Genomic DNA, 26,457 nt, shown 5'->3' on the forward strand with positions numbered 1-26,457 from the left:
ACATGGCAGAGACCGTCAGGCTTATCGATACGACCTTGAGGGACGGGCAGCAGAGCCTTTGGGCGATGAACATGCGCACGGGCTGGATGCTTCCTGCGCTGGAGCGGCTGGACGAGGCGGGCTACGAGGCGATGGAGTTCTTCGTGCCGGTGGTGCAGATCAAGAAGATGATCCGCGACCTCGAGGAGGACCCGTTCGAGTGGCTGCGGCGGGGCACGGCACGGGCGAAGAGTACGCCGCTCAGGCTGCATGCGGGGTATCGCAGCGGGCTGGGGAAAGTGCCGGAGTCGGTGTCGAAGCTGATGGTGCAGAAGGTGATCGACTGTGGCATCACCACCGCCCGGATCTCGGATCCGTGGAACGATTTCGAGACCTTGCGGGAAGAGCATGACGAGATGCGGCGGATGGGCATCGAGTCGGTGGTGAACCTCATCTACTCGGTCTCGCCCCGGCACACGACGGAGTATTTCATCCAGCGCACGAAGGATGCCGCGGCGCTGAAACCGTACCGTTTGTGCTTCAAGGATGTGGGCGGATTGCTGACGCCGCGGCGGATCAGGGAGCTGTTGCCGAAGGTGCTGGAGGCGGCGGGGGATGTACCGGTCGAGTTCCACAATCACTGCAATAACGGCTTGGGTGTCTACAACGTTCAGGAGGCGGTGGACCTTGGCATTCGGCATGTGCATTCGGCGGTGCCGCCGCTGTCGGACGGGTCGTCGCAGCCGTCGGTTCTGGATATCGCGCGGAACCTTCAGGCGCTGGGCTATGACGTGCCTCTGGACGAGGCGCCGGTCAGGGTGGTGGCGCAGTACCTGACGCAGATCGCGCAGCGCGAGGGGTTGGCGATCGGCCAGCCGCGCGCCTATGACGAGACGCTTTACGCGCACCAGATCCCGGGCGGGATGATCTCGAACCTCGAATACCAGCTTGCGAAGGTGGGTATGGGCGGGCGGATGGACCTGATCCGGGAAGAGGCCGCGAAGGTGCGGGCGGAGCTGGGCTATCCGATCATGGTGACGCCGCTGTCGCAGTTCGTGGGCACGCAGGCGGCGGTGAACGTCATTACCGGCGAGCGCTACAAGCAGGTGACGGACGAGACGATCCAGTTTGCGCTGGGCCTTTGGGGGCGCGAGGCGCTGGAGCATATGGACGAGAACGCGCGCGACCGGATCCTCGATCGGCCGAGGGCGCGGGAGATTGCCGCGATGGAGGTGCCGCAGCCGAGCCTCGAGGAGGTGCGCAAATCGGTGTCGGCGGATCTGACGGACGAGGAGCTGATCATCCGCGCCTATGTGGACGATGCGGCGGTGCCGTTCGTGCGGGGGCTGCCACCGGTGAAGGAAGAGCCCGTGGGCCGCTCGCCGCTGGTGGCGCTGGTGGCGGGGCTGGCGGCGCAGAGTGCGCAGCACGAGGTTTCGGTCGAGACGGGCGATATGTCGATCCGGCTGTCGAAGGCGTGAGGGCGCGGGCCTGCCGCAACAGGTGAGGCCGGCGAATTCGTTGCGGCAGGGCCATGTCGGCGCGGCGTGTTTTATTGTATCCATTCCTTGCGTTCGGCCCGGGGCCGGACCGATTACGCGCTTGTTCTGACGTGGCGGATCAGGCGATGATCGGGGCCGGGTGGCCCGGCTGGCAACCCGGAACGGCGAAGGAGGGGCAGAGCATGGCAACGCAGGTAGAACGGGCGACCCAGCTTTTGCGGGAAGCCGTGCAGAGCGGGGCCTATGGGGCCGACGAGAAGCTGGCCGAGATGCACCTGGCCGAGGATCTGGGCATGTCGCGGACGGTGATCCGTGCCGCCCTGAGTGCGCTGGAGCTGGAAGGGCTGGTCACGCGGACGCCGAACCGGGGGTTCCGGACCCGTCGGTTCACGCTGGACGAGGTGGCGGATTCGATCATCCTGCGCGGCGAGGTCGAGGCGATCGCGGCAAGGTATGCCTGTGAGCGGGGCCTGTCGGAGGAGGATCTGCAGCGCTTCGAGACCGTGCTGGACGAGATGGCGGCCATTCTAGACTGCGGGTTCTTCGAGGTTGAGCACCGGCTGAAATGGATGGAGCTGGTGGCGAAGTTCCATGACCTGCTGGTGGAATGCTCGGGCAGTTCCGCGATCAGGTATTCCATCGACCACCTGAAGCGCATTCCGCTGGTGGCGCCCTACAGCGTGATGTTCGATCTTTCGTCGGAAGATTACAGCCTTGGCCGGATCCGCACGACCTTCGAGATGCGGCAGCAGATTGTCGAGGCGTTGCGCCTGCGCCAGGCGGGCCGGGCCTCGGCGCTGATGATCGCGTATGCGTACCAGGCGTGCAACAACAAGCGGGAGAGCGTCGAAGCCATGCGGAGCGGCAGGGAGATGTCGCCGACGCCGGGGCTTGGGCTGATCGCGCAGGGCAAGGACGGGCAAGACCCCCGGTGACGCATGGCACTGCGTGTGGCGTTGGCCGGCCGGTTTCGGAGGGAAATCGGGAAAATTGCAAATATGTATGCAATATGCGGATATTTGCCTTTGATATCCGTTTAGAAAGCCGATAATGAATGCAATTGATACGTGGCCGCCTGTGACCTGAAGCTGGTATGTCTTCCGGTGCATGTCTGCCGTCGCAAGGAAAGCAGAGGAGACCCCATGGAAGCGATTTCGCGTTACGGCACCCCGCCGACCCGGCTTATCTCGATGATGAAATCCTTCGAGTACCCGTTTCGCAACGTGAAGGCGGGCGACAAGTTCGCCATCCTGACCGATGACCAGATGGATCCGCTGATCTGGCAGGCGATGATGGGGTCGCTGCATGCGAAGGGGGCCGAGGCGTGCCTGGCCTTGTATCCAAAGCGGGCGCACCATTGTGCCGACCCCTCGCCGATGGCGATCGGGGCGGCGAAGGAGGCGGATGTGGTGATCGCGATGACCACCACCGCGCTGAACAGCGGCACGCCGGGCCTGCGCAAGATCCGCTCGGAGGGCGGGGCCACGGGCAAGACGCCGATCTGGCTTTGGGAGGAAATCAACCAGGAGATCCTGATCGATGGCGGCGGGTCGTGTGGCGAGGCCGATGTGGTCGAGATGTGCCGGATCCAGGGGCGCATGGGCGAGATCTGTGATGCGGGCAAGACGATCCGCGTGACGACGCCTGGCGGCAGCGACCTGACCGCGGATATCACCGGGTACCCGGACGGGGCGCTCGCGCGGCGCTGGGGCGCGATCCCGTTCGAGCGCAACCCCGAGACGGACCGGTTCGGCACGAGCCCGGGCACGTGGCCCTTTGGCGAGTTCCATGTCGAGCCGCTGGCCGGGACGGCGAATGGCCGGATCTTCTGGGATCATACCGGTCAGCACCCGGCGGGGCAGTGGCACGAGCCGGTGACGCTGGAAATCGAGAACGGCAAGGTTGTCGATATCTCGGGCGGGCACGAGGCCGACCAGATCAAGGCATATCTGGATGCCTATGGCGACGAGAATTCGCTGACCGTGGGCGGCGAGATCTCGATCGGGACGAACCCGAAATGTCCGCCCTATACCGGCAACATGCGCAGCGAGAAGAAGCGTTACGGCGCCATGCATTTCGGGATCGGCCACGGGGCCGACCGGGGCGAGGTGGTGAGCCGGCTGCGGCTGGAGGCGATTTCGGACCGGGTGACCATGGTCGTCGATGACGAGCATGTTCTGGCCGAGAACGGGAAGATCCTCGTATGACGGGTGAAGCTTCTGTTGCAGGCGGCGGGCTGGCCGAGGCGGATCTGCGCCGGCTGATCGACGTGTTCCGGGAGACGGGGCGGCGCTCGCTCGATCTGCGGGTCGGGGAGACGCGGCTGAAGCTTGGTGCGCCGGGGGCGGTTGCGGCCGAGGTCGCCGCGCCGGCAGGGCCGGCGGTTTCCGTCGCCTCGCCCGGCGTGGGGCATTTCCAGGCGGCGCAAGACTGGGCGCCGGGGGCGCAGGTGTCCGCCGATACTGTGCTGGGTCGTGTGCGCAGCGTGTGGAAAGAAAAGAACGTCGTGGCCGGGACGGCCGGGGCGATTTCTCGGCAGATCGTTCGGGATGGCGCTTTCGTGGAATATGGCGAGACGATCTTCGAGATCGCGGGCGGTGCGGCATGACGAAGTTCAAACGGGTTTTCATTGCCAATCGCGGCGAGATTGCCGTGCGGGTGATCAAGGCGTGCGAGGAGGCGGGGCTGGAGACGGTCGTGGGCGTGTCGGAGGCCGATACCGACAGTCTTGCGGCCAAGCTGGCGACGCGGGCGGTCTGTATCGGGCCGGCACCGTCGGGGGCAAGCTATCTCGATATCGACACGGTGATCACCGCCGCGCTGGGCACGGGGTGCGAGGCGCTGCATCCGGGCTATGGGTTCCTGGCGGAGAATGCCGACTTGTCGGCGGCCTGCGCCGAGCACAGGATCACCTTCGTCGGCCCCGATGCCGAGACCATCCGCAGCCTTGGCGACAAGGTGAGTGCCCGGTCGCTGGCCGAGAAGGCCGGTGTGCCGGTGGTACCGGGGCGCGACGACCTGTCGAGCTTCGAGGATGCGCTGGCGGCGGCGGAAGAGACCGGGTTTCCGGTTCTTCTGAAGGCAGCGAAAGGCGGCGGCGGGCGCGGGATGCAGGTGGTCGAAGAGGCCGGCAAGCTGAAGAGCGCGTATGACACGGCCAAGGCCGAGGCGCGGGCCGCGTTTGGCGACGACACGCTTTACATGGAACGCTTCGTGCGGCTGGCGCGGCATGTCGAGGTGCAGGTACTGGGCGACCGGCATGGCAATGTCATCCATCTTGGCGAGCGGGATTGCACGCTTCAGCGGCGGCATCAGAAGATCCTCGAGGAAGGGCCGGCGACCGACGTGCCCGCCGAGCGGATCGAGGAGATGCGGGCGGCGGCTGTCGATCTGGCGAAATCCGTGGGATACGAGGGCGCGGGTACGGTGGAGTTCATCTACGACCGCGAATTGGGCACGTTCTATTTCCTCGAGGTGAACACGCGCATCCAGGTGGAGCATCCGGTGACGGAGATGCTGACCGGGGTGGATCTTGTGCTCGAGCAGCTGCGGATCGCGGCGGGCGAGACACTGTCGCTGCGGCAGGAGGATATCACGCTGACGGGGCATGTGATCGAGTGCCGGATCAACGCGGAATCGGCGGCCGAAGGGTTCCGACCCTCGCCTGGCGAGATCACCGAATGGGCCGTGCCGGAGGGCGAGGGCATTCGCCTCGATACCCATTGTTACAAGGGCTACGTGGTGCCGCCACATTACGATTCGATGCTGGCAAAGCTGATCGTGTCGGGCGCTGACCGGGCGGATGCGATCGGGCGGATGCGCGAGGCGCTGGCTGGGTTCGGGCTTGAGGGGGTGGATAACACGATCCCCTTCCTCGAAGCGCTACTGGAGCGGCCCGAGGTACAGTCGGACGAGATCAGCACGCGCTGGGTCGAGACCGTGCTGGAGGACCCGGCGTTCCGGGAAAGACTTGAAGGGGGCCGCCGATGAGCGAGTTGAGCTATTCGGACGTGGTGCGGATTCTCGGTCTGATCGACCGGGCCGAGGATGTGGATATCGAGCTTCAGACCGGGGCGTTGTCGCTCAAGGTGAAGCGGGCGGGGGCCGGGGCGGCGCCGAAGGCGGCTGCACCGGTGAAGCCGGTCGCCGCGGCGCCTGAGCCGGCGGCGGCGCCTGCCGCTGCGGTGGCGTCCGGCGTGGCGGACAGCGCGGCGAAGATGGCGGAGTTTCCCGATGCCACGCCGATCAGGGCGCCGATGAGCGGGATGTTCTATGCCTCGCCCGCGCCGGGCAAGCCGGCCTTCGTGGAGGTCGGGCAGGCGGTGAGCGCCGGCGATCAGCTGGGCATCGTGGAGGTGATGAAGCTGTTCACGCCGCTCACGTCAGAGATGGACGGCACCGTGGTGGCGGTTTTCGTCGAGAACCAGCAGACCGTGAACAAGGACGACGTGCTGATGCTGATCAGCGCAGGCTGAGACACAGGCAGAGCGGCACGCGAAGGGACGTAAGACCAGATGGCCAGGAAAAAGATCAGACTTCTCGACGAAACGCTGCGCAATGCGCAGCAATCGCTTTGGGCGACGCGGATGCGGACCGAAAGCATGCTGCCGATTGCCGACGTGATCGGCCGGGCGGGGTTCGATGCCGTCTGCGTGGCGGCGGGCGTGACCTTCGAGACGGCGGCGATGTACCTTTACGAGGACCCGTGGGCGCGGATGCGCCTGCTTCGGCGGAAGATGCCGGACACGAGCTTTGACGTGCTGATCCGGGCCCGGAACCTGTGGGGCTGGAAGGCGCAGCCGCGGGATGTGCAGACGCTTTTCCTCGAGACGCTGATGCGCAACGGGGTGGACAGCTTCAAGGTGTTCGACAGCCTCGACGACATGCGCAACGTGGAGCACCTGATCTCGGAAGGGCGCAGGCTGGGTTTCCACGTGAAAGGGTTCGTCGGCTATAACGAGAGCCCGGCGCACACGGACGAGTACCTTGCCGGGAAGGCGAAGCAGCTGGTCGAGCGCGGGGTGCATTCCTTCGTGCTGTCGGATTCACCGGGGGTGATGAAGCCCAAGCGGGCGCAGTCGGCCTTTACCGCGATCCGCAAGGCGATTGGCGAGGAGATGGACCTGCATTTCCATTGCCACACGACCTCGGGGCTGGGCCGCGCGTCGGTGCGCGAGGCGATCCGGGCGGGAGTGGACGTGATCTGGACGGCGGCGCGGCCGCTGGCCTGGGGCTCGGCGCTGCCTTCGGCGCTCGATATCGTGGAGATGGCCCGCGAGGAGGGCTGCGAGATCGACGTGGACGAGGACGCGCTGGCGGAAATCAACGACTGGTTCACCTGGGTCGCCTACAAGGAAGGCCGGCCCATTCCGGAGGAGAAGCCGTTCGACCCGGCCGCCTACCAGAGTTACGTGGGCCACCAGATTCCCGGCGGCATGATCTCGAACCTCGTGCAGCAGCTGAAGGACAGGGGGCTGGAAGAGCGGCTTCCCGAGGTGCTGGAAGAGGCTGCGAGGGTGCGCGAGGAGCTGGGTTATCCGCATATGTCGACGCCTTATTCGCAATTCGTGGGCGTGCAGGCGGTGATGAACGTGATCCAGGGCGAGCGCTATGCCAGCCCGCCCGAGGCGCTGCGGCTTTACGCGCGCGGGGCGTTCGGCGACACGATCGCGCCGATGGACCAGAACGTGAAGGATCTTCTGTCGGGCGGCGAGCCGGATATCGACCCGCAGGAGGGGCTGGACGAGCCCGTTTTGCCGAAGATCCGGGCCGAATACGGGCCGTTCGAGTCGGACGAGGACCTGTTGCTGTTCCTGTTCCTGCACCCGGCGGCCTACGAGGATTTCAAGGCGAACCGCAAACCCATCGTGGATCGCCCGCGGCCGCATCCCGTGGCGTGCCTTGCCGAGGAGCTGATGGCGCGGAAGACCGTCGGCTCGGTGGAGGTCAAGAACGGGTCGGACCTGTCGCTGTCGATCTCGAACACCTGAGACGGGTTTGCCGAAGCGCATTTGTCGGAGCGGCCGGGAGCGCAAGGGGGCGGATGATCCGCTGCGCCCCGTCGCCAGACCGCGTTTCGCATGAGTTCGACGTCTTACACGTGCTGTCCGCCGTTGATCTCGATTTCGGTACCGGAGATGTAGGTGCTGCCCTCGGAGCAGAGAAAGTAGATGGTGTTTGCCACTTCCTCGGCCTGGCCCAGACGCCGCAGGGGGATGTCTTCCGCCATCTTTTCCGTTCCGGGGCTGAGGATGTCGGTTTCGATCTCTCCGGGCGCGATGGCGTTGACACGCACCCCGAGCGGGCCGAAATCATGCGCCATCTCGCGGGTGAGGGCCTTGAGGGCGGCCTTTGACGTGGCATAGGCGGCGCCGGCGAAGGGGTGGACGCGGCTGCCGGCAATCGAGGTGACGTTCACGACGGCCCCGCCGGTTTCGGCCAGTTCCTGTTTCAGGCCGCGGGCCAGGACGACCGAGGCGAAGAAATTCACGTGAAAGACATGGCCCCAGGCGCGCAGGTCGGTGTCGATGGTGTTGAGCCTCTCGCCATCCGGGCCTTTCGGAGACACGCCGGCATTGTTGACCAGCGCGTCGAGCCGGCCGCCCAGTTTCCGACGGATCAGCTCGACCTTTTCGATCGTGTCATTGGGGTCTGCGAGGTCGATCTGGACGTGGTTTTCCTCGCCGCCGCCCCATGGGCATTCCTTCGGGAAGGGATGGCGGGAGCAGGTGATCACCCTCCAGCCTTCGGCGCTGAATTTCCTTACGGTGGCGTGGCCGATGCCACGACTTGCCCCGGTCAGCAGGATGGTTCTTGGGTCTGACATTGTCGTACCTCCGAAGGCCGAAGCGCTTGGTTGCAGGGCGAAGAAGATGGCGGATATCTGCTCCGCTGACTCGACGGTCCTGGCAACCGCCTATACCGGTCTTTGGCGCGAGAACAAGCCACGCCTCGGGCCAGAGTGGAGGATAGCACGAATTCTCTGCGTGTCCTGCCCGTGCCGGGCTGGCCGGGTGATCGCGGCGGGCGGCGGGAGGCCGATTACGTGAAAACGCCTCTGGCCGCGGGCGGCGGGAGCCCATATCCTGCAGGACCAACAGGCGCCTTCCTTTCGGGGGCGTCTTGCGACACATCACATCAGGACCTGAATACTCTCCATGGATCAAACCGCCCGTATCGCCCAGACCATCGCCCAGGAAATTGCCGCCAGCCCTGCCCAGGTTGCGGCCGCGGTGACCCTCCTCGACGACGGTGCGACGGTTCCCTTTGTCGCCCGCTACCGGAAAGAGGTTACCGGCGGCCTCGATGACACGCAGCTGCGCAACCTGTCGGAACGGCTGGTCTATCTGCGGGCGATGGATGACCGGCGCGACGCCATCGTCAAGTCGATCCGCGAGCAGGACAAGATGACCGATGCGCTGGCGCGGGCCATTGCGAACGCCACGACCAAGTCCGAGCTTGAAGACATCTACCTGCCGTACAAGCCCAAGCGCCGGACCAAGGCGACGATTGCCCGTGAAAACGGGTTGGGGCCGCTGCGCGACGCCATCCTGTCGGACCACGATGCGGATCCGGCGCAGATTGCCGCGCGGTTCGTGAACGAGGCCGTCCCCAGCGTTGAGGAGGCGCTGAGCGGCGCGCGGGACATCATCGTTGAAGAGCTCGCCGAGACGGCGGAGCTTCGCAAGGATCTGCGCGACTACCTCCGCAAGGAGGCGCTGGTCACGACGAAGGTCATCAAGGGGAAGGAGGAGGACGGCGCCAAGTTCTCAGACTATTTCGACCGCACGGAAAAATGGGCCGACATGCCGGCGCACCGGGCGCTGGCGCTGATGCGCGCCGTGAACGAGGGTGTGATCCGGTTCGATATCGGGCCGGACAAGGAAACCGGGCAGCCGCGCTGCGAGGCCATGGTGGCGAAGGAGCTCAAGCCCGCCGGCACCGGGCCGGGCAATCAATGGCTCAGGGATGTCGCCAGCTATGCCTGGAAGTCGAAGATCTCGATGACGCTCACGACCGACCTGCTTGCCGATCTGCGGGTGCGGGCGCACGAGGAGGCGATCGCGGTCTTTGCCCGCAATCTCAAGGACCTGCTGCTGGCCGCGCCTGCGGGCGCAAAGCCGACGCTCGGGCTTGACCCGGGGATCCGGACCGGGGTGAAGGCCGCCGTGATCGACGCGACCGGGAAGGTGCTGGAGACCGACACGCTGTATCCGTTCCAACCCCGGAAGGATCTGCGCGGGGCACAGGCGAAGATCGTCGAGCTGGTCGGGCGCCACGGCATCGCCTTTATCGCCATCGGCAACGGCACCGCGTCGCGCGAGACCGACAAGATGGTTGCGGATGCGTTGGCAGGCCTGCCGAAGGACACCGCGAAGCCCGTGAAGGTGATCGTCAGCGAGGCCGGGGCCTCGGTCTACTCGGCCTCGGAGATCGCCGCGAAGGAGTTTCCCGAGCTCGACGTGTCGTTGCGGGGGGCTGTTTCCATCGCTCGGCGGCTGCAGGATCCGCTTTCGGAGCTGGTGAAGATCGAGCCCAATGCCATCGGCGTCGGGCAATATCAGCACGATGTCGATCAGAAGCGGCTGGCCCGGGCGCTTGATGCCGTCGTGGAGGATGCGGTGAACGCGGTGGGGGTTGACCTCAATACTGCCTCTGCGCCTTTGCTCGCGCATGTTTCGGGCCTGACGACTGGCCTTGCCGAGGCTATCGTGGCCTATCGGGACGAGAACGGCCCGTTCCGCACGCGTGAGGCGCTTCTGAAGGTTCCGCGGCTGGGACCGAAGGTGTTTGAACAATGCGCAGGTTTCCTGCGTATCCGGGATGGGAAGGAGCCGCTCGATGCCTCCTCCGTTCACCCGGAGGCGTATGACCTTGCGCGAAAGATCGTCATTGCCTGCGGGCGCGACCTGCGGGCCATCCAGTCCAACCCCGAAACGCTGCGGCGTGTGGAGGCCGAGCGCTTCGTCGATGACCGGTTCGGCCTGCCCACCGTCAGGGACATTCTTGGCGAGCTGGAAAAGCCGGGGCGCGACCCGCGGCCGTCGTTCAAGACGGCAAGCTTTGCGGAGGATGTGAACGAAGTCTCCGACCTGAAGCCGGGCATGCGGCTGGAAGGCACCGTCACCAACGTGGCGGCTTTCGGGGCATTCGTGGATATCGGGGTTCACCAGGACGGTCTGGTTCACGTGAGCCAGCTTGCGGACAGGTTCGTCAAGGACCCGCACGAGGTGGTGAAGGCCGGCGATGTCGTTCAGGTGCGCGTGACGGAGGTCGACGTGGCCCGGAACCGTATCGGTCTCAGCATGCGCAAACAGGCCGAACAGCCCAAGGGGCGCCGCGACCAGCCCGGAAACCAGCCTGCCGGGGCGAGGGGAAAGCCTCGGGCCGGTGGGAAGCAGAAACCCCCGAAGAAGGATGCCGGACCCCGCGGGGGCGAGGCGACGACCGGGTCTTTCGGCGCGGCGCTGCGCGAGGCGATGGAGAAGAAGTAGGTTTCGCCGGGGGCGCGGGGCGGTCAGACCGGTTTGACCTCGATTTCCCGAAGGTGGCACCCGAGGACGATTAGGGCGGGCCAGAGCATGTAGGCCTCGATCTCGATGTTCTCGCCGAAGGAGAGGAGCACCATCGTCATCAGGATGCCGAGCGGCAGGCGGCCGCGCGGGTGGTGGACGGCGTCGGCGATGACGACGCAGAGATGGGCCACGAGCGGCACGAGCAGGGCGAGGAAGCCGGTCAGCCCCTTCACGAAGAGAAGGCCGTACCAGGTGTGGTGGCTGCCGATCGGCATGTATTCCACAAGGTGGGGGCCCGGTTTCACCGTGCCGTGGCCGAACCAGACGGCATCCGATTGCCAGCGTTCCCAGGCGATGCGCTGCAGGGTTTCGCGGACGCGGGTGCTGTCGGCGCGGGCCGATTTGAAGCCGTGGATGCCAGCCTTACCCGCCTCGATCGCCGCAACGCCCCAGGTGGCGAAGCTGGCCATGACGCCCGACAGGATAAGCCAGGCCCAGCTTTTGGCTACAAGCGGCAGCATGCGCGGGCCGATGGTGCAGCAGACGAGGCCGACCAGCCCCATGCGGGACTTCGACGCGAGGATCATCAGGATGCCGGCGCAGAGGCCTACCGCCATCCAGCCGCGGTGTTTTTCCTCGAGCGCGAAGAGCACCGCCAGCACGCCGAGCAGGGCCGCGAAGGGCGACCAGGGGGCGTAGAACTGCCAGCGCGGGGTCCAGCTTGCCGGGTCGATGGTGTAGAAATAGACGGTGAAATATTCCGGGCCCGGCCCGCCCACGGCCTTGAGCGGCGAGGTGAAGATGCTTTGCGGCAGGCCGACGTAAGGCGCCGCCAGCATCACAGGCGCGAGGATCAGGGTGCAGAGGCCGACCACGCTTTGCGCCCGGATCAGGAGCGCCCGGCGGATCGGCAGAACGGCGCCTGCGAGGGGGAAGAGCGCCAGCAGCGCCCAGCCCTTGGCCCAGCCGATGCTCGACTTGATGGTCTGCTTGAGGCCGAGGCCCCAGTCGATATGCCCGACCCAGAGTGCCACCAGCATCACCGCCATGCCGCCCATCCAGAGCCAGATGAGCCACGGCACCGGCCCCGTGGGGCGCAGGTCGGCCCGGATGGCCGGCCCGAGGAAGAGCGCGAGCCCCGCAAGGGCCGCCAGCACCCAGGCCAGCACCGGCCCCACGACATAGAGCGCGCCGAAGGCGTAGAAGCCCCATGTGAGTGTCAGCGCCGTCCAGACGATGCGTTCGGCAGGGTTTTGCGGCTTGAGGGTCATGCGGTTTGCGCGCCCGGCATGTGAAGCAGTCGGGAGATAATGGGTTTTCGCACCCAGGCGAGGACCAGCCCCATCAGCAGCATGAAGGTGGCCGCCCCGCCCGCGCCGATGGCCAGCTTGCGCCGGGGCGAGGAGGGATGCTCGGGCAGCGACGGGTTCTCGAGCATCTGGATCAGCGGGTAGGAGGCGTAGACGTCGGTCTTGGTGGACTGGGTGCGCGCGATGGCGGAGGCGAAGACGGCCTCGGCCACGGCGAAATCGCGCTGCCGGTCTTCGAGTTCGGAGGCGAGGGAGGCGAGGCCGGTAAGGCGGTCGTCTTCCGCCTCGATGCGGGCGGCGAGGGTGGCGAGCTGTTTTTGCAGGCCCGCGCGGAGGGCGTTCTCGCGCACAAGCTCGCTCAGCAGGGCCGCGCGCTGGCCTTCGGGGGCGCGGTCGAGCCCATTGAGAGCGTCGGGTGACAGGCCGGTGACTTCGGAGGCGCGGGCCATGGCCGCGGCGCGGGCGGCGTCGGCGGCCTCCTCGGCCTTGATGCGGGCCGGGTGGCGGGGGCCGTAGCTGGCCGCCGCCTGTGCCAGCGTGGCGGCATGGGCGGAGACATCTTCGAGGAGCGCGATATAGGGCGCGTCGGCGTAGAGCTTCAGCGTGGTGGCCGCGGAATCGGGCGGCAGGTTCAGGGCGGCCTCGAGCGCAACCACCTTCTCGGACTGGTGGCCGAGCTCGGCCTCGAGCGTCTGGAATTGCTGTTTCAGGCGGTCGTTGGCGGCGACCTGGTCGTGATACTGGGCGGCGGTGGTCAGGCCGCTGCGCTGTTGCAGTTCGGTGATGGCGGCGCGGGTGTCGCGCACGGACTGGGTGTAATCCTCGATCGCGCCGGCGCCGCTGACCTCGCGGGTGGCAAGCTCGTCGGAGCGCAGCTTGTCGATCTCGTCGAAGAAGGCGGCGATGAGCGCCTCGCCGTAGCGCTGCGCCTCTTCGGCACTGCCGCCCTTCACCTCGATATGGATGAGGCTGGTCTGGTCGACGAGGGTGACGCGGGGTTGACTGAGGGCCGCGCGGGGAAGACCGAGGCTTTCGGCGGCGGCGTCGAGGATGCGGTCGGCCCCGATCAGGCGCTTGTAGGTTTCCGTGGGGCTGACCGAGCCGTTCGAGAAGGCGGAGTTGGCGTAGGACGAGGCCTGCCCGATATCGTTGAGGTTGACTGAGGCCGAGGCGCCGGAGCCGGGCAGGATGAGCGAGGCGCTCGAGGCGAATTTCAGCGGGGCGGTGGCGAGGTAGCCCATGATCGGGGCCCAGAGCGCGCTGGCGCCGAGCAGGAAGATCGCCAGGTAGCGCGGCAGGCGGCCGAGATCGGAGAGGCGCCCGCCGGTCAGGACGCGGCGCCAGCTGAGGGCGCGCAGCGGGCTGCGGCAGATGCTGAGCCAGCGGAGCGGGGCGGTGCGCGGGCGGGCCTGCGGCTGTGCGGTGGTCTGGTCGGTCATGGCAAATCCTCTTGATGGGAGGGATTTACCGTGGTGTCGCGCAAAGCGTCAGGCGGGCGTCGGGATAGCGGGTTGCGCGTTTGGCTGTGGGCCTATCCGAAGGGATAGGCGGTGGCCTAGAACAGCCCGGCTTCGCGGGCGATGAGGGCCGCCTGTGTGCGGTTGCTGGCGCCGACCTTGCGGTAGAGCGTCTTGACGTGAAGCTTGATCGTGGGCTCGGACAGATCGAGGTCGCGGGCGATTTCCTTGTTGGCCTTGCCCTCGGTCAGCCCCTTGAGGACCTGCCGCTCGCGGTCGGTGAGTTTCTGGGCGAGCGGGTGTTTCGACTGGGGCTCTTCGGCGGTCATGAAGCCGGCGGGCAGGTATTGCTCGCCCATAGCCATGAAGCGGATGGCGTTGACGAGGGATTTGGCCGAGAGGGTCTTGGGCACGAAGCCCGCCGCGCCGAGTTCCAGCGCCTGTTCGGCAAGCGCGCGCGAGGCGTCGCCGGTCAGGAGGGCGACCTGTTCGACGCCGTCCATCGCGATGGCGGCCTCGAGCCCCTTGAGGCCGTTCATGCCCGGCATGTTGAGGTCGAGCAGGACGAGATCGAACGGGCCTTCGGCCTTGATCCTGGCCGCGGCCGTGTCGAAATCGGGGGCGGTGACGACCTCTATGCCGCCGGCCGCCTGGATGAAGGCGACAAGGGTGTCGAGCACCAGCTCGTGGTCATCTGCGATCAGTACTTTCAAAATGCGTCTCCGCTTGGCCCCCACGGCGCGAACGCACGTATAACGCGAGAATCTGGCGCAATAAAGGTTAACAATCGGACAGTGAATCCTATCCGAACGGATAGGCGGGAAACCCCCGCGGCATAGGGCGCCGACACCTCCGGGCGGTGGGCGAGCCATCCGCGCCGGGGACTGTCCGAACGCCCGTCTACCGCTATGGGCCGATGCGGGCCAGTGTCCCGGCAGATCGCAAATGCTGACTGCCAGGAGACCCCGACCATGCAATATCAACCCGCCCTTCACTTTTCATCCGGCGCCCACCCCGCCGAGACCCGCAAGCTGCCGCTGTGCCCCGTGCTGGGGCTTCCGCTTGTCAGTGCCGACACCGAGACCGTGATCCGCACGCTGCTGGCGCCGGGGCGGCGGACGGTGTTCTTCCTGAACGCCCATTGCGCGAATATCCGCGCGAGCAACGCTTCCTATGCCGCTGCGCTGGCACGGGCCGACTACGTTCTGCCCGACGGGATCGGGGTGGAGCTGGCGGCGCGGATGCAGGGAAGGCGGCTGGCGGCCAATCTCAACGGGACCGACCTGACGCCGCGCCTGCTTCGCCTGGCGGCACGCTGGGGGATGTCGGTGTTCCTGATCGGGGGCACGCCGGGCACGGCGGATGCGGCGGCGCAGCGGCTGTGCCTGGATATTCCGGGTCTGCGGATCGCGGGCACTCGGGACGGGTTTGCAGGCGCCGCACGGCCTGAGGAGGCAATTGACGAGATCAACGCCTCGGGCGCCGATATCTTGCTGGTCGCGATGGGTGTGCCGCAGCAGGAGCTGTGGATCGACGAGCACCGGCACCTGATCGATGCGCCGCTGGTTCTGGGCGTGGGCGCGCTGTTCGACTTCCTGGCCGGCAATGTGCGGCGGGCGCCCGCATGGGTGCGGCGGCGGCGGATGGAGTGGGCGTGGCGGCTGGCGATGGAGCCGCGCCGGCTGGCGAAGCGCTACCTGGTGGGCAATGCCACCTTCCTGGCCCGCGCGGCCACCCATGCCGTGCGTCAGACCGACGCGCAGCGGGTGCTGGATATCGCGATTTCCGGCAGTGCGCTGGCGGTGCTGGGGCTGCCCATGCTGGCCGTCGCCGCGCTGGTGCGACTCGACAGCAAGGGGCCTGCGCTTTTCAAGCAGGTCCGCGTGGGCAAGGATGGCACGCCCTTCGGTGTCTACAAGTTCCGGTCGATGCATGTGGATGCCGAGGCGCGGCGCGCCGCGCTGCTGGCGACATCCGACCGCGAGGGCGTGTGCTTCAAGTCGCGCAACGACCCGCGGATCACCCGGATCGGCAAATACCTGCGCCGACTGTCGATCGACGAGTTGCCGCAGATCATCAACGTGCTGAAGGGCGAGATGTCGATCGTCGGGCCGAGACCGGCCCTGCCCGAGGAGGTTGCCAATTATCCGCAGCGCGCGATGGGGCGGCTTGACGTGAAACCGGGCATCACCGGTCTCTGGCAGGTCGCCGGCCGAGCGAATATCGGCTTCGACAAGATGATCGACCTCGACCTGGCCTATGTGCGGTCGCGCTCGACCCTGCTCAACCTCATTCTCATCATGCTGACCTTCCGCGCCGTGCTGTCCGGCCGCGGCGCTTACTGACCTCTACCCCTGAAAGGACCATAACCCATGAAACCCGTTCGCAAGGCCGTCTTCCCCGTTGCCGGGCTCGGCACCCGCTTTCTTCCCGCCACCAAGGCCGTGCCGAAGGAGATGCTTCCGCTGGTCGACCGCCCGCTCATCCAATACGCGGTCGACGAGGCGCGCGCTGCCGGGATCGAGGAGTTCATCTTCATCACCTCGGCCGGCAAGACGGCGCTGGAGAATTACTTCGGTGCAGTGCCCGCGCTGGAGCGGAGCCTGTCGGAGGCCGGCAAGACCGGCGCGCTCGATGCGCTGCGCCCGTCACAGATGACCGAGGGCACCGCCAGCTTCATCCGGCAGGACAGCCCGCGGGGGCTGGGCCATGCCGTTTCACTGGCGCGGCGGCTGGTGGGGGACGAGCCCTTTGCCGTGATCCTGCCCGACGACATCATCCGCGCGCAGACCCCGGCGCTGGCGCAGATGGTTGCGGCCCATGCCCGGCAGGGCGGCCACATGATCGCGACTGAGGCGGTGCCGACGGCGCGGATAAGCTCTTACGGGGTGGTCGATATCGAAAGCAGCGAGGGCCCGGTACAGAGCCTGCGCGGGCTGGTGGAAAAGCCGCGTGCCGAGGAGGCGCCGTCGGGGTTCGGCGTGGTCGGCCGCTATATCCTCGAGCCGTCGATCTTTGAGCGGCTGGCGCAGCAGGCGCCGGGGTCTGGCGGGGAGATCCAGCTGACCGATGCGATTGCGGCCGATCTGGGTAGCGCCGGTGTCAGCGGCTTTGCCTTTGCGGGCGAACGGTTCGACTGTGGCTCGATCGCCGGGTTCCTGGAGGCGACGGCGGCCTTCGCGCTTGATCGTCCGGAGTTGCGCGAGGGGTTGAGCCGATTCCTTGGCCGGCGCCTTGGCCCGGCTCTGCAGGCGGCCTGAGCATTCCGTTAACCCTTGGCGCCTATCCTTTCGGATAGGGGCCTATCCCCATGCCCGTATGGCGTGGCGGACGCAGCTCGGCCATAACAGGCTTACACCACTCACGGAGCACCAACATGCGCAAGCTTATTTCCATCCTCGCCACCGTTGCCGGCCTTTTTGCCGCGCCGGTTCTGGCCGAGCCGCTGGCCACGCCGCAGGGCGATGTCGTTCTGACGGTATCGGGCGCCATCGGCGAGACCAACAAAGGCGAGACAGCCAGCTTCGACATGGACATGCTCAAGGCGATGCCTGCGACGAGTTTCGAGACCACGACGCTCTGGACCGAGGGCAAGAGCGCCTTTGCCGGCGTGGCGCTGGCCGAGATCCTCGACCGGCTCGGTGTCACCGAGGGCACCGTCGTTGCCAGTGCGATCAACGATTACTCGATCGAAATCCCCGTCGAGAGCATAACCCCTTCTGCGCCGATTGTTGCGTATGAGTTGGACGGGGCGTCGATGTCCCGGCGTCAGAAGGGGCCGCTCTGGATCGTTTACCCTTACGACAGCGATGCCGCGTTCCGCACCGAGGTGATCTATGCGCGCAGCATCTGGCAACTCGACAGGATCGAGATCGTCCAATAGACGTGGCGGACGGGGAGCGAGACACGGGCGAACGCGCAGATGCCTGACGACAGCAGATCCGAAAGCGGATTCCAGCGTCAAAGCCGATGGGTCATGTGGCTCATCGGCTTTGGCATGTCGGCGATCTTCATTCTGACGCTGAGCCTGTCCAGCGAGGTGATTTCGGACCTGGAGCGGCAGCGGTCGGCCAGTTCGGACAACGTGCAGTGGACCCTGACGCAGGTCGAGGTGGAGCACCTGAGCCTGATGAACGCGCTGGAGCATCACCTGCGCGAGCCCGACGGGCCCCTGCCACTATCGGCGGACCTGGGCGAGGTGCGGCGGCAGTTCGACATTTTCTACAGCCGGGTCGACACGCTGCAAAGTTCGCGGCTTTTCGACGAGTTGCGGGCCGATCCGGAGTTTGCCCGGCCGCTGGAGACGGTGATGGATTTCCTGAACCGGACGGTGCCGCGCATCGACGGGACGGACGAGGCGCTGGAGACCCAGATCGGCATGATCTGGGAGGATGCCCGCGCCATCAGGGGGGATGTACGCGCGCTTGCGATCGGGGGGCTGGCGTATTTCGCGCAGACCGCGGATGCGCGGCGCGACGACACGGCCCGCACGCTGGCGCACCTGGCGGCGCTGTCGGCGGGGCTGTTCCTGGCGCTGGGGCTGGTCAGCCTGTACCTGCTTTACGTCAACAGCGTCACCCGGCGGCGGGGTGACGAATTGGTGCAGACGAACCACCGGATGAACACGATCCTGTCGACCTCGCTCGACGGGGTGATCGTGTCGGATGCCGAAGGCCGGGTGCTGGAGTTCAACCCGGCGGCGGAGGCGATCTTCGGGCACAGCCTGGACGAGGCAAGGGGCAGATATATTGGCGAGCTGATCGTGCCGCCGCATATGCGCGAGGCGCATGAGGCGGGCATGACGCGGATGCGTGAGGGCGGCGAGCGACGCATCGTGGGCCACGGGCGCATTCAGCTCGAGGCGATGCGCGCCAATGGCGAGGTCTTTCCGGCCGAGCTGGCGCTGCAGTCGGCCTTCGACGGGGACGAGGAGATCGTGATCGGCTTCGTGCGCGATATCTCGAAGCGGGTCGCCAACGAGGAAGAACTGATTTCGGCCCGCGACCGGGCGCTGGCGGGGGAGAAGGCCAAGGCCGACTTTCTGACGGTGATGAGCCACGAGATCCGCACGCCGCTCAACGGGTTGCTGGGCAACCTTTCGTTGCTCAAGAATGCGCGGCCGACCCATGAGCAGGCGCGCTTCATCCAGAATATGGAGGTGTCGGGGCAGGTGTTGCTGAACCATGTCGACAGTGTGCTCGATATTGCCCGGTTCGAGGCGGGCAAGCTGAGCGTGAAGCGCGAGACGGTCGACCTTGGCGCGCTCATGCAGGAGATCGTCGACGGGCAGAGCGGCAACGCGGCCTCGCGCGGGAATGTGATCGAGTGGCAATGGACCGGGACGGCAAGGCCCTGGGTCAAGACCGACACGCAGCGCCTGCGGCAGATCCTGCTGAACCTCGTGGGCAACGCGATCAAGTTCACCGAGAATGGACGGGTCTCGCTGGAGCTGGAAGTGGCCGAACCCGGCGGCGAGGGGCAGCCGCCCGTCTACGAGTTCCGCGTCATCGACACCGGCATTGGCATCGCCGAGGACGATCTCGACCGCGTGTTCGAGGACTTCCATACCCGCGATGCCTCGATCGGGCGGTCGGCGTCGGGCACCGGGCTGGGGCTTGGCATTGCGAGCCGCTTCGCCAAGGCCATGGGCGGTGAGATCGGCGTCGAGAGTACACCGGGCGACGGCAGTGTCTTCTGGGTCAGGCTGCCGCTGAAACCGGCCGCCGCCGCCGCTGAAGACGCCCGTGAAACGCATGTCGTCGGGCCCGTGACCGGGCTCGACCTGTTGGTGGTCGAGGACAACGAGATGAACCTCGAAGTCATCCGGAACATGCTGAGGATCGACGGCCACAGCGTGACCGAGGCCTTGGATGGCAAATCCGGGGTCGATGCGGCCATGGACCGCCGGTTCGATGCGATCCTGATGGATATCAGCATGCCGGTGATGGACGGCCCCACCGCCGCGCGGCAGATCCGGGCAGGCGGCGGGGCCTCCTCCGACGTGCCGATCCTCGCCGTTTCGGCCAACGTGTTGCCCCACGCCGTGGAGGAATTTCGCGAAGCGGGGATGAACGCCTTCCTTGGCAAGCCCATCAGCCTTGCGGCGCTGCGCGATGCGCTGGCGGCGGTCACCGGCGATGACGGGGCCGGCGAGACCGGGGCGGCCGCCCCTGGCGAGGCGCAACTCGCCTCGATCCGTTCCGACCTGGGCGAGGCCGCTTTTGCCCGTTTCGTCGCGCAGCTGATCGAGGAGGGCGACGCCCTGCTCCCGCGGCTTGCCCGCCCCGGACGCACGCAGGAGGCGCTGAACGAGCTTGCCGCCGAGTGCCACAAGTTCGCGGGCTCCGCCGCCATGTTCGGCGCTTTGGATATGCGCGATGTCCTGGTCGAGTTCGAGACCGCCGCCAAGGCCGGCGAGACCGAGGAGTTGGCCACTTTGGCGCATCAGGCCAAGGGGGTCTGGTCACGCACCCGTAAGCGCCTGACCAGACCGGCCTGAGCCTTACTGCCCCAGCAGGATGGCCCCGCCGACGATGCCCAGCACCCGGCCGATCTCGGCCACGCCGGTGACGGAGCTGTCGTAACAGGCCAGCGAGTCGCCCGGCAGCACGTAGGGGTCGTAGTCGTCGCGGTCGCCCCGGCGGAGGAGGTCTTCGATGTCGCGCTCGATGACGACCGAAACGCCGGTGACGGGGTTGCGCGAGAACAGCACGGCGCTGCGGTTGGCGTTCGAGGTTTTCGCGCCGCCCATGCAGTTGCTGTTCACCACCGCCTGCATGAAGCGTGTGCCGTAGGGCATTTCGCGCACGTCGCGGCCGATGGCCGAAATGGCGTTGCCGGTGGCGGGCTGGGTGAGATTGGACAGGAACATCGACACGCCCGGCGGGCTGATCGGGCTGGGGCGCATCAGGTCGTCCTGGAAGCACTGGCGGCTTTTGACGACGATCCGGTCGCCGGTCAGCATCATGATGTCGGTGGGGTCGGTGCCATCGAAGACGCCGCGCAGGTCCATCCGGTAGACGCGGCCCTGGCGGTGCAGCTCGACCGCCGAGAGGTCGGCATCGGGGCGCACGCCACCGGCGGCACGCAGGGCGGCGGAGAGGTTGCGGCCCTCGGTCGAGGCGCCGAGCGCCTGCTGCCGGCCGGTATCCATCGCATCGCCCTGGACGCCGCCGATCTCGACCGCGTGCGGCTCGAACACGGCGCCGACAACGCCGATGGCGACCGAGGCGAAATCGGTGATCCGTACCGCAAGGCGCGGGGTGGTGGTGTAGAACTCGGCCGCGACGAGCGCGTCGGCGAGGGCGGCCTCGACCTCGGCGGTGGAGCGGCCCTGTGCCGGGACGGGCGGCAGGTAGGGCAGTTTCAGGTCGCCGTCGCGCGAGACGACATAGGTGCCGCTGAGCACCTCGTCGCCGTCGATGGTGATCTGCACCATGTCGTTGCGCGACAGTTTTTCGCCCAGCAGGTCGGTCAGGGCCGGGCCGTGCCACTTGCCGAAGGAGGCCTCGCGCGCGCCGCCGATCTCGGGGCGGCAGTCGGAGGTGTTCATGCCTTCCGATTGCAGGAAGGCGGTGTCGCCCCGCGTGCTGGCCAGCGCGCGGTATTGCGCCTGGTAGCCATCGCCCAGCGCGACGGGTTCGAGGTTTTCGGGTGTTTTCATGCTGCTGCAGGCAGACAGGGCGGCGCAGCTGACGGCGCCGAGCAGGCATTTCTTGAGGAAGGGTTTCATTGTGGGGGCTCCTTGTTCCGTTGCCCACTGAGTACGCCGGGCCGCGATTCTGCATAAGACCGGCATCGGGATGGGGGATTGATCCATTCGGATAGGAGCCTGTCCATCCGCCCTTCCCGGCTGTCCTGCCGGGCGCGGGACAGGGGCGGTGGGCGAGGCTTAGAAGGGGGTCAGACACGTTCAAACCCCGGGAAAGACCCCATGACCGACATCACGCATCAGACCCGCTTTACCGGACAGCTTCTGGCTTATGCCGCCTCGGAAGCGGCGGCCAAGGCCTCGCGCCTGCTGGTCGTGGTGGCGGTGGCGCGGATGCTGGATGCCGAGGCGATCGGGATTGCCGCGGCCGCGCTGGCGGCCGGCGATATCCTCAAGGCGCTGACCGAGAACGGCGTGGGCCAGCGGATCATCTCGGCCCCGGCGGCGGAGCTTGCCGAACGGTGCAACACCGCGCGGCGGATCTTTTGGCTGTGGTGCGGGGGGCTGTTCGCGGCACAGCTGGGGATCGCCGGAGCGCTGCTGGCTTTCGGCAATGTGCAGATGGCGGGGCTGCTGGCGCTGCTGGCGGTTGAGTATCTCTTCATGCCTGCCGGGCTGGTGCAGGCCGCGCTGGCCATGCGCGAAGGCAAGCTGCGCCAGACCGCCGCCATCGCCGGCGGGCAGGTGGTGGGAGCCAACGTGATGACGGCGCTGCTGGCGCTAGTCTGGGCCTCGCCTCTGGCGCTGATCCTGCCGCGGGTTCTGTCGGCGCCGATCTGGCTGGTGCTGATGCGCCGCCTGCGGCCGTGGACGCCCGACCTGACCGCGGGGCGCGCGCCGCTGCGCCCGTTCCTGGCCTATGGCTGGGCCGTGCTGGGCGTCGAGGTTGTCAAGGTGATGCGGATGCAGGCCGACAAGCTGGTGGTCGGCGCGCTGCTGGGTGCCGAGACGCTGGGCATCTACTTCATGGCCTTCAACGCGGGGCTAGGCCTTGCCACCTCCTTCACGCAGGCATTCTCGGTGGTGCTCTTCCCGCATCTGTGCGCGGCGGGCGACCGGATGGGCGCGCTGCGGCACGGGTTGTCGGTATCGCTGGCGGTGCTTGGGCCGCTGGTGGTGGTGCAGGCATGTCTGGCGCCGTTCTACGTGCCGCTTCTGTTCGGCCCGGGCTGGGAGGGCACGTCGCACGTGGTGTCGATCCTGTGCCTTGCGGCGCTGCCCACCGTGATCTGGTCGGCCACCGCCGGGTGGCTTCGCGCCGAGGGGCGCCCGCAGCAGGAGCTTGGTGTGAGCGTCATCCTGGCGGCGGCGCTGGTACTCAACTCGGCGGTGCTTGCGCCCTTCGGTCTGACGGCGATTGCCGTGGGATACCTCGCCCTGTCCGCCCTCATCATGCTCTCCGCCACGGCGCTTTTGCTGCCGTCCCGTTCCGCCACCACGAAAGCCCTGTTCTGATATGCCACGTTTTTCCATCATCCTGCCGTTCCACGCCTCGGCGGCGACCATTGCCGCGACGCTTGACAGCCTGCGCGTGCAGAGCTTCACCGAGTGGGAAGCGATCTGTGTCAATGACCGTTCGCCCGATGGGGCCGACCGCATCGTCGCCGACTACGCCGCGCGCGACAGCCGCATCCGGCTTGTGACGAACCCGGGGCGCGGCCCGAGCGCTGCGCGCAACCACGCGGCGGGGCTGGCAGCGGGAGAGTATCTCGCCTTCTGCGATGCCGACGACCTCTGGACGCCGGGCAAGCTGGCCGAGACTATCCAGGGCTTCACCCCGGGTGTCGCCGGCCTTTACGGGCAGATCGGGTTCTTCACGGCCACGCCCGAGGATTGCCGCACGCGCTCGACCGTTCCGGCAGGCGCGCTCACCATCTCCGGCCTTCTGGCCGAGAATCCGGTCTGCACCATGTCGAACCTCACCGTTCGGCGTGACGTGTTTCTCGGCGTTGGCGGGCTCGACCCCGACGCGGTGCATAACGAGGATCTCGAACTGCTCATCCGACTGGTCGGCGAAGGTCACCGGATTGCCGGGCTCGACAGCCTGCAGGTCTGGTATCGGACCACGCCCACCGGCCTGTCTTCCGACCTTCTTGCCATGCGGATCGGGCGCCAGCGGGCGCTGCGCACGGCGGCACGCTATGGCGTCACGCCAACACCCGCGAACGAGGCGGTCTATTTCCGCTACCTCGCCCGCCGCGCCCTGCGGCTCGATACCGGGCCGGCCGAGGCGTGGCGCTTCACCCGTGCAGGTCTTCGCCAGAGTGCGGCCGGCTTCCTGTCGCCGCCGCGCCGCGGGCTGGCCACGGCCCTGGCCTCGGCGCTCTCCCTCATCCTCACGCGGCGCCTCCGGCACGCGCTTTTCTCGCATTGACCCATTCACCGAAGGACCCCTGCAATGCCCACCGCCTCCATCATCGTTCCTGCCTACAACGCCGCGGCCACCCTGCCTGACACGCTCGACTCGCTGCTGGCCCAGAGCTTTCGCGACTTCGAGATCATCATCGTCGATGACGGCTCGACCGATGCGACCGCCGACGTGGCCTATGGCTACACGCGCGACCCCCGCGTCAGCATCGTGAGCCAGGCCAACCGCGGCCTCGCCGGCGCCCGCAACTCCGGCATTGCCGCCGCGCGCGGCCTCTACGTGGGGTTCTGCGACGCCGATGACCTCTGGGCGCCCGGCAAGCTGGCGGCGCACGTGATGCATCTCGACATGAACCCGGATGTGGGCCTCAGCTACTCGGGCTCGGCGCTGATCGATGGCACCGGCCGGCGCCTCGGCGTCAACCAGCGGCCGAGGCTTCTCGGGGTGCTTGCTGCGCATATCTTCAAGCGCAATCCGGTTGGCAACGGTTCGGCGGCGGTCATGCGGCGCTCGGCGCTTGACGACCTTGCCTATCGCCCGGCTTTCGAAACCCGCCGCGACTGGGTTTTCGACGAAACCTTCCGCCAGTCGGAAGACATCGAATGCTGGCTGCGCCTGGCCCTGTCGACCGACTGGGAGATCGAGGGCGTGCCGGGGCTTCTGACGCTCTACCGGGTCAACGGCGGCGGCCTTTCGGCCAATACCGACCGCCAGTTTGCCGCGTGGGAGCGGATGGTCGAGAAGCTTCGCCCGATCAACCCCGATTTCTTCGAACGCCACGAGGGTGCCGCCCGGGCCTATCAGCTGCGCTACCTGGCGCGGCGCGCCGTCAGCGCGCATGACGGTGATGCCGCCTGGTCGCTTGTCCGGCGGGCGATGGAGCACTCCCTTCTGCCGCTGCTCGAAGAGCCGGTGAAGACCGCTGTCACCCTTTGCGCCGCAGCCGCGCTGAAGCTGCTTGGCCCCACCCCCGTGCGACATGCCGCCCGCCTGAGGGCGCGCGGCGCAGCCCGCTGAGAAAGGAACCCGAAATGACCACTCGAAAGATCGTTCACCTTGTCGATGACACCACTGCCGGCGGCGTGATGCGGATGCTCGACCACCTCATGAGCCAGCCGGGCCTCGGCCACCAGTCGCTGCGCAAACTCTCTCGCGGCAGCCTGTCGCCGGGCCGGATCGACGCCGACGTCATCGTCTCGCACCTGACCATCAGCTGGCGCGGCTTGCCCGGGCTGATTGCCTTGCGGGCGATGAACCCGGGCGCGCGCATCATCCATGTCGAACACAGCTACACCCGCGGCTTCACGGCGCTGAACGTGGCGCGGAAGGCGCGGTTCTTCGCTCTCCTGCGCGTGGCCTACTCGCTTTTCGACAGGGTCGTCGCCGTCAGCCGGGCCCAGGCCGCATGGCTGGAGGAACGCCGCCTCGTCGACGCTGGGGCCCTCGCCGTGATCCAGCCGGACGTGCCGCTCGGCGCTCTTGCTGGCCTGCCCCGACCGACCGGCCTGCCGCGAGTTGTCGGCGCCATCGGCCGCCTGGAACGGCAGAAGGGCTTCGACGTGCTGATCGAGGCGTTTCGCCTCTGTCCCCGGCCCGATGCCCGTCTGCTGATCTTTGGCGAGGGCAGCGAGCGGGCCCATCTCGAGATGCTGGCGGCCGGCGATGACCGGATCGAGTTTCGCGGCCACGCCGAAGACCCGGCCGCTGCTTATGGCGAGGTCGATCTGGTCGCGATGCCGTCGCGGTGGGAGGCCTTCGGGCTGGTCGCCAGGGAGGCCCGGGCGGCCGGCCGCCCGGTCATTCAATCCGCGGTCGATGGTCTGGCCGACCAGATCGACGAGGCCACGCGGGTTGTGCGGTCCTGCGACCCCAAAAGCTGGGCCAACGCCCTGGACCTGGCGTTTTCCGGTCAAGATGCCGAAACGGTGCGGTGCGGCCGGATCATGCCAACCGGAAACGAGGATTTCGTGGCGAAATGGCGTGAGGTCATGGGCACCGGGACCAAGGCCGAAAGCGTGCAGGCTTCGGCGTCGGCGATGCCCCGCAATGTTTCGACCATCCTTATGAGCGAATGACGGCCTCGTGCTGTTCACCGGCGGGCGAATGCCAACGTCCGCCGCTCAACCCCCTTGTGAGGAAGGGAGCTATGGGCCGTTCTCGACAACGCACTTGCCCCTTTCGTCTGCATGGAACACTTGTCTCAGCGTTGAGCGAGCGTTGTGTCATGGTGGGATATGAGCCCCCAAGACAATTGGCGCAATTGCATTTCGGGGCGTACTGTCGTCATTCTTGGCGGGGTATTGTCAGCGTGGGCCGCTGACAGGAAACGAGGGAGAGGTCGCCATGGAATTTGACAGTGTCATTGTAATGCTGCTGGTGGGGGCTTTGGCCGGATGGCTGTCAGGGCGCCTCATGCGGGGGCGCGGCTTCGGCGTCATCGGAAATATCATCGTTGGCATTGTCGGCGCTTTTCTTGCCGGGACGATCTTTCCGGGGTTGGGATTTTCGGTTGGCGGCAGTTTTTTGGCCTCCGTCATACACGCCACAATTGGGTCTGTCGTTTTGTTGTTCATTATTGGGCTGATCAAACGCGCCTGATTGACAGTCGTGCTTGT

At 66.9% G+C, this 26,457-nt stretch carries 22 protein-coding genes; 17 read left to right on the forward strand and 5 right to left on the reverse strand.

What is annotated here, in order from left to right:
* The first annotated feature begins 2 nt into the window (after nucleotides 1-2).
* The 7 genes from RIdsm_RS04565 to RIdsm_RS04595 all read left to right on the forward strand — a co-directional run bounded on the left by RIdsm_RS04565 (nucleotide 3) and on the right by RIdsm_RS04595 (nucleotide 7,471).
* Entirely contained in the window at nucleotides 3-1,460 is a 1,458-nt protein-coding gene (locus RIdsm_RS04565) for a hypothetical protein (protein ID WP_057819579.1), read from the forward strand.
* Nucleotides 1,461-1,663: 203 nt separating this feature from the next.
* The gene (locus RIdsm_RS04570; protein WP_160325875.1) at nucleotides 1,664-2,416 is read left to right on the forward strand and encodes a GntR family transcriptional regulator; all 753 of its coding nucleotides are present in this window, start codon (nucleotides 1,664-1,666) and stop codon (nucleotides 2,414-2,416) included.
* Between the two features lie 207 nt (nucleotides 2,417-2,623).
* Complete coding sequence (locus RIdsm_RS04575) at nucleotides 2,624-3,688, forward strand: 2,5-dihydroxypyridine 5,6-dioxygenase NicX family protein (RefSeq protein WP_057819583.1); 1,065 nt, start codon at nucleotides 2,624-2,626, stop codon at nucleotides 3,686-3,688.
* Nucleotides 3,685-4,089, forward strand: a complete 405-nt coding sequence (locus tag RIdsm_RS04580; RefSeq protein ID WP_057819584.1) for a hypothetical protein — start codon at nucleotides 3,685-3,687, stop codon at nucleotides 4,087-4,089. The genes RIdsm_RS04575 and RIdsm_RS04580 overlap by 4 nt, the downstream gene beginning before the upstream one ends.
* Nucleotides 4,086-5,471, forward strand: a complete 1,386-nt coding sequence (locus tag RIdsm_RS04585; RefSeq protein WP_057819586.1) for an acetyl-CoA carboxylase biotin carboxylase subunit — start codon at nucleotides 4,086-4,088, stop codon at nucleotides 5,469-5,471. The genes RIdsm_RS04580 and RIdsm_RS04585 overlap by 4 nt, the downstream gene beginning before the upstream one ends.
* A complete protein-coding gene (locus RIdsm_RS30025; protein ID WP_057819588.1) occupies nucleotides 5,468-5,956 on the forward strand; it encodes an acetyl-CoA carboxylase biotin carboxyl carrier protein in 489 nt (162 codons plus the stop codon). The genes RIdsm_RS04585 and RIdsm_RS30025 overlap by 4 nt, the downstream gene beginning before the upstream one ends.
* 39 nt (nucleotides 5,957-5,995) lie before the next feature.
* Nucleotides 5,996-7,471 (forward strand): hypothetical protein, encoded by a 1,476-nt coding sequence (locus RIdsm_RS04595; protein WP_057819590.1) that lies wholly within the window; start codon nucleotides 5,996-5,998, stop codon nucleotides 7,469-7,471.
* Nucleotides 7,472-7,575: 104 nt separating this feature from the next.
* On the opposite strand, the gene RIdsm_RS04600 is transcribed toward RIdsm_RS04595, so the two are convergent.
* Complete coding sequence (locus RIdsm_RS04600; RefSeq protein WP_057819592.1) at nucleotides 7,576-8,307, reverse strand: SDR family NAD(P)-dependent oxidoreductase; 732 nt, start codon at nucleotides 8,305-8,307, stop codon at nucleotides 7,576-7,578.
* A 331-nt stretch (nucleotides 8,308-8,638) separates the two neighbouring features.
* Here RIdsm_RS04600 and RIdsm_RS04605 point away from each other — a divergent pair, with 331 nt between their 5' ends.
* A complete protein-coding gene (locus RIdsm_RS04605; protein ID WP_057819594.1) occupies nucleotides 8,639-10,975 on the forward strand; it encodes a Tex family protein in 2,337 nt (778 codons plus the stop codon).
* A 23-nt stretch (nucleotides 10,976-10,998) separates the two neighbouring features.
* On the opposite strand, the gene RIdsm_RS04610 is transcribed toward RIdsm_RS04605, so the two are convergent.
* The 3 genes from RIdsm_RS04610 to RIdsm_RS04620 form a co-directional block, all read right to left on the reverse strand.
* Nucleotides 10,999-12,267, reverse strand: coding sequence for a capsular biosynthesis protein (locus tag RIdsm_RS04610; protein WP_057819596.1), 1,269 nt, complete (start codon nucleotides 12,265-12,267; stop codon nucleotides 10,999-11,001).
* The gene (locus tag RIdsm_RS04615) at nucleotides 12,264-13,745 is read right to left on the reverse strand and encodes a GumC family protein (RefSeq protein WP_236553375.1); all 1,482 of its coding nucleotides are present in this window, start codon (nucleotides 13,743-13,745) and stop codon (nucleotides 12,264-12,266) included. Before RIdsm_RS04615 ends, RIdsm_RS04610 begins: the two co-directional genes overlap by 4 nt.
* Nucleotides 13,746-13,861: 116 nt before the next feature.
* Nucleotides 13,862-14,476 (reverse strand): response regulator transcription factor, encoded by a 615-nt coding sequence (locus tag RIdsm_RS04620; protein ID WP_057819599.1) that lies wholly within the window; start codon nucleotides 14,474-14,476, stop codon nucleotides 13,862-13,864.
* Nucleotides 14,477-14,734: 258 nt separating this feature from the next.
* Here RIdsm_RS04620 and RIdsm_RS04625 point away from each other — a divergent pair, with 258 nt between their 5' ends.
* From RIdsm_RS04625 to RIdsm_RS04640, 4 genes are all read left to right on the forward strand, one after another.
* Nucleotides 14,735-16,108, forward strand: a complete 1,374-nt coding sequence (locus RIdsm_RS04625) for a WecB/TagA/CpsF family glycosyltransferase (RefSeq protein WP_057819601.1) — start codon at nucleotides 14,735-14,737, stop codon at nucleotides 16,106-16,108.
* A gap of 27 nt (nucleotides 16,109-16,135) precedes the next feature.
* Nucleotides 16,136-17,023 (forward strand): UTP--glucose-1-phosphate uridylyltransferase, encoded by an 888-nt coding sequence (locus tag RIdsm_RS04630; protein ID WP_057819603.1) that lies wholly within the window; start codon nucleotides 16,136-16,138, stop codon nucleotides 17,021-17,023.
* Between the two features lie 116 nt (nucleotides 17,024-17,139).
* On the forward strand, nucleotides 17,140-17,646 hold the full coding sequence (locus tag RIdsm_RS04635) for a putative pterin-binding protein (RefSeq protein WP_057819605.1): 507 nt from the start codon (nucleotides 17,140-17,142) through the stop codon (nucleotides 17,644-17,646).
* Nucleotides 17,647-17,739: 93 nt separating this feature from the next.
* The gene (locus RIdsm_RS04640) at nucleotides 17,740-20,262 is read left to right on the forward strand and encodes a hybrid sensor histidine kinase/response regulator (RefSeq protein WP_057819607.1); all 2,523 of its coding nucleotides are present in this window, start codon (nucleotides 17,740-17,742) and stop codon (nucleotides 20,260-20,262) included.
* Between the two features lie 3 nt (nucleotides 20,263-20,265).
* Here the strand turns inward: RIdsm_RS04640 and RIdsm_RS04645 are convergent, their stop codons facing one another.
* Nucleotides 20,266-21,495, reverse strand: coding sequence for a polysaccharide biosynthesis/export family protein (locus tag RIdsm_RS04645; protein ID WP_057819608.1), 1,230 nt, complete (start codon nucleotides 21,493-21,495; stop codon nucleotides 20,266-20,268).
* Nucleotides 21,496-21,696: 201 nt separating this feature from the next.
* Between RIdsm_RS04645 and RIdsm_RS04650 the strand changes: the two genes are divergently transcribed.
* The 5 genes from RIdsm_RS04650 (at nucleotide 21,697) to RIdsm_RS04670 (ending at nucleotide 26,440) form a co-directional block, all read left to right on the forward strand.
* On the forward strand, nucleotides 21,697-22,929 hold the full coding sequence (locus RIdsm_RS04650) for an oligosaccharide flippase family protein (RefSeq protein ID WP_057819611.1): 1,233 nt from the start codon (nucleotides 21,697-21,699) through the stop codon (nucleotides 22,927-22,929).
* Nucleotide 22,930: 1 nt separating this feature from the next.
* Entirely contained in the window at nucleotides 22,931-23,848 is a 918-nt protein-coding gene (locus RIdsm_RS04655; RefSeq protein ID WP_057819613.1) for a glycosyltransferase family 2 protein, read from the forward strand.
* Between the two features lie 24 nt (nucleotides 23,849-23,872).
* A complete protein-coding gene (locus tag RIdsm_RS04660) occupies nucleotides 23,873-24,859 on the forward strand; it encodes a glycosyltransferase family 2 protein (protein ID WP_057819615.1) in 987 nt (328 codons plus the stop codon).
* Nucleotides 24,860-24,873: 14 nt separating this feature from the next.
* Nucleotides 24,874-25,917, forward strand: a complete 1,044-nt coding sequence (locus RIdsm_RS04665) for a glycosyltransferase family 4 protein (RefSeq protein ID WP_057819617.1) — start codon at nucleotides 24,874-24,876, stop codon at nucleotides 25,915-25,917.
* Nucleotides 25,918-26,185: 268 nt separating this feature from the next.
* On the forward strand, nucleotides 26,186-26,440 hold the full coding sequence (locus RIdsm_RS04670; RefSeq protein WP_057819619.1) for a GlsB/YeaQ/YmgE family stress response membrane protein: 255 nt from the start codon (nucleotides 26,186-26,188) through the stop codon (nucleotides 26,438-26,440).
* The last annotated feature ends 17 nt before the right edge of the window (nucleotides 26,441-26,457 follow it).

Source organism: Roseovarius indicus (assembly GCF_008728195.1).
GTDB classification, from domain to species: Bacteria; Pseudomonadota; Alphaproteobacteria; order Rhodobacterales; family Rhodobacteraceae; genus Roseovarius; species Roseovarius indicus.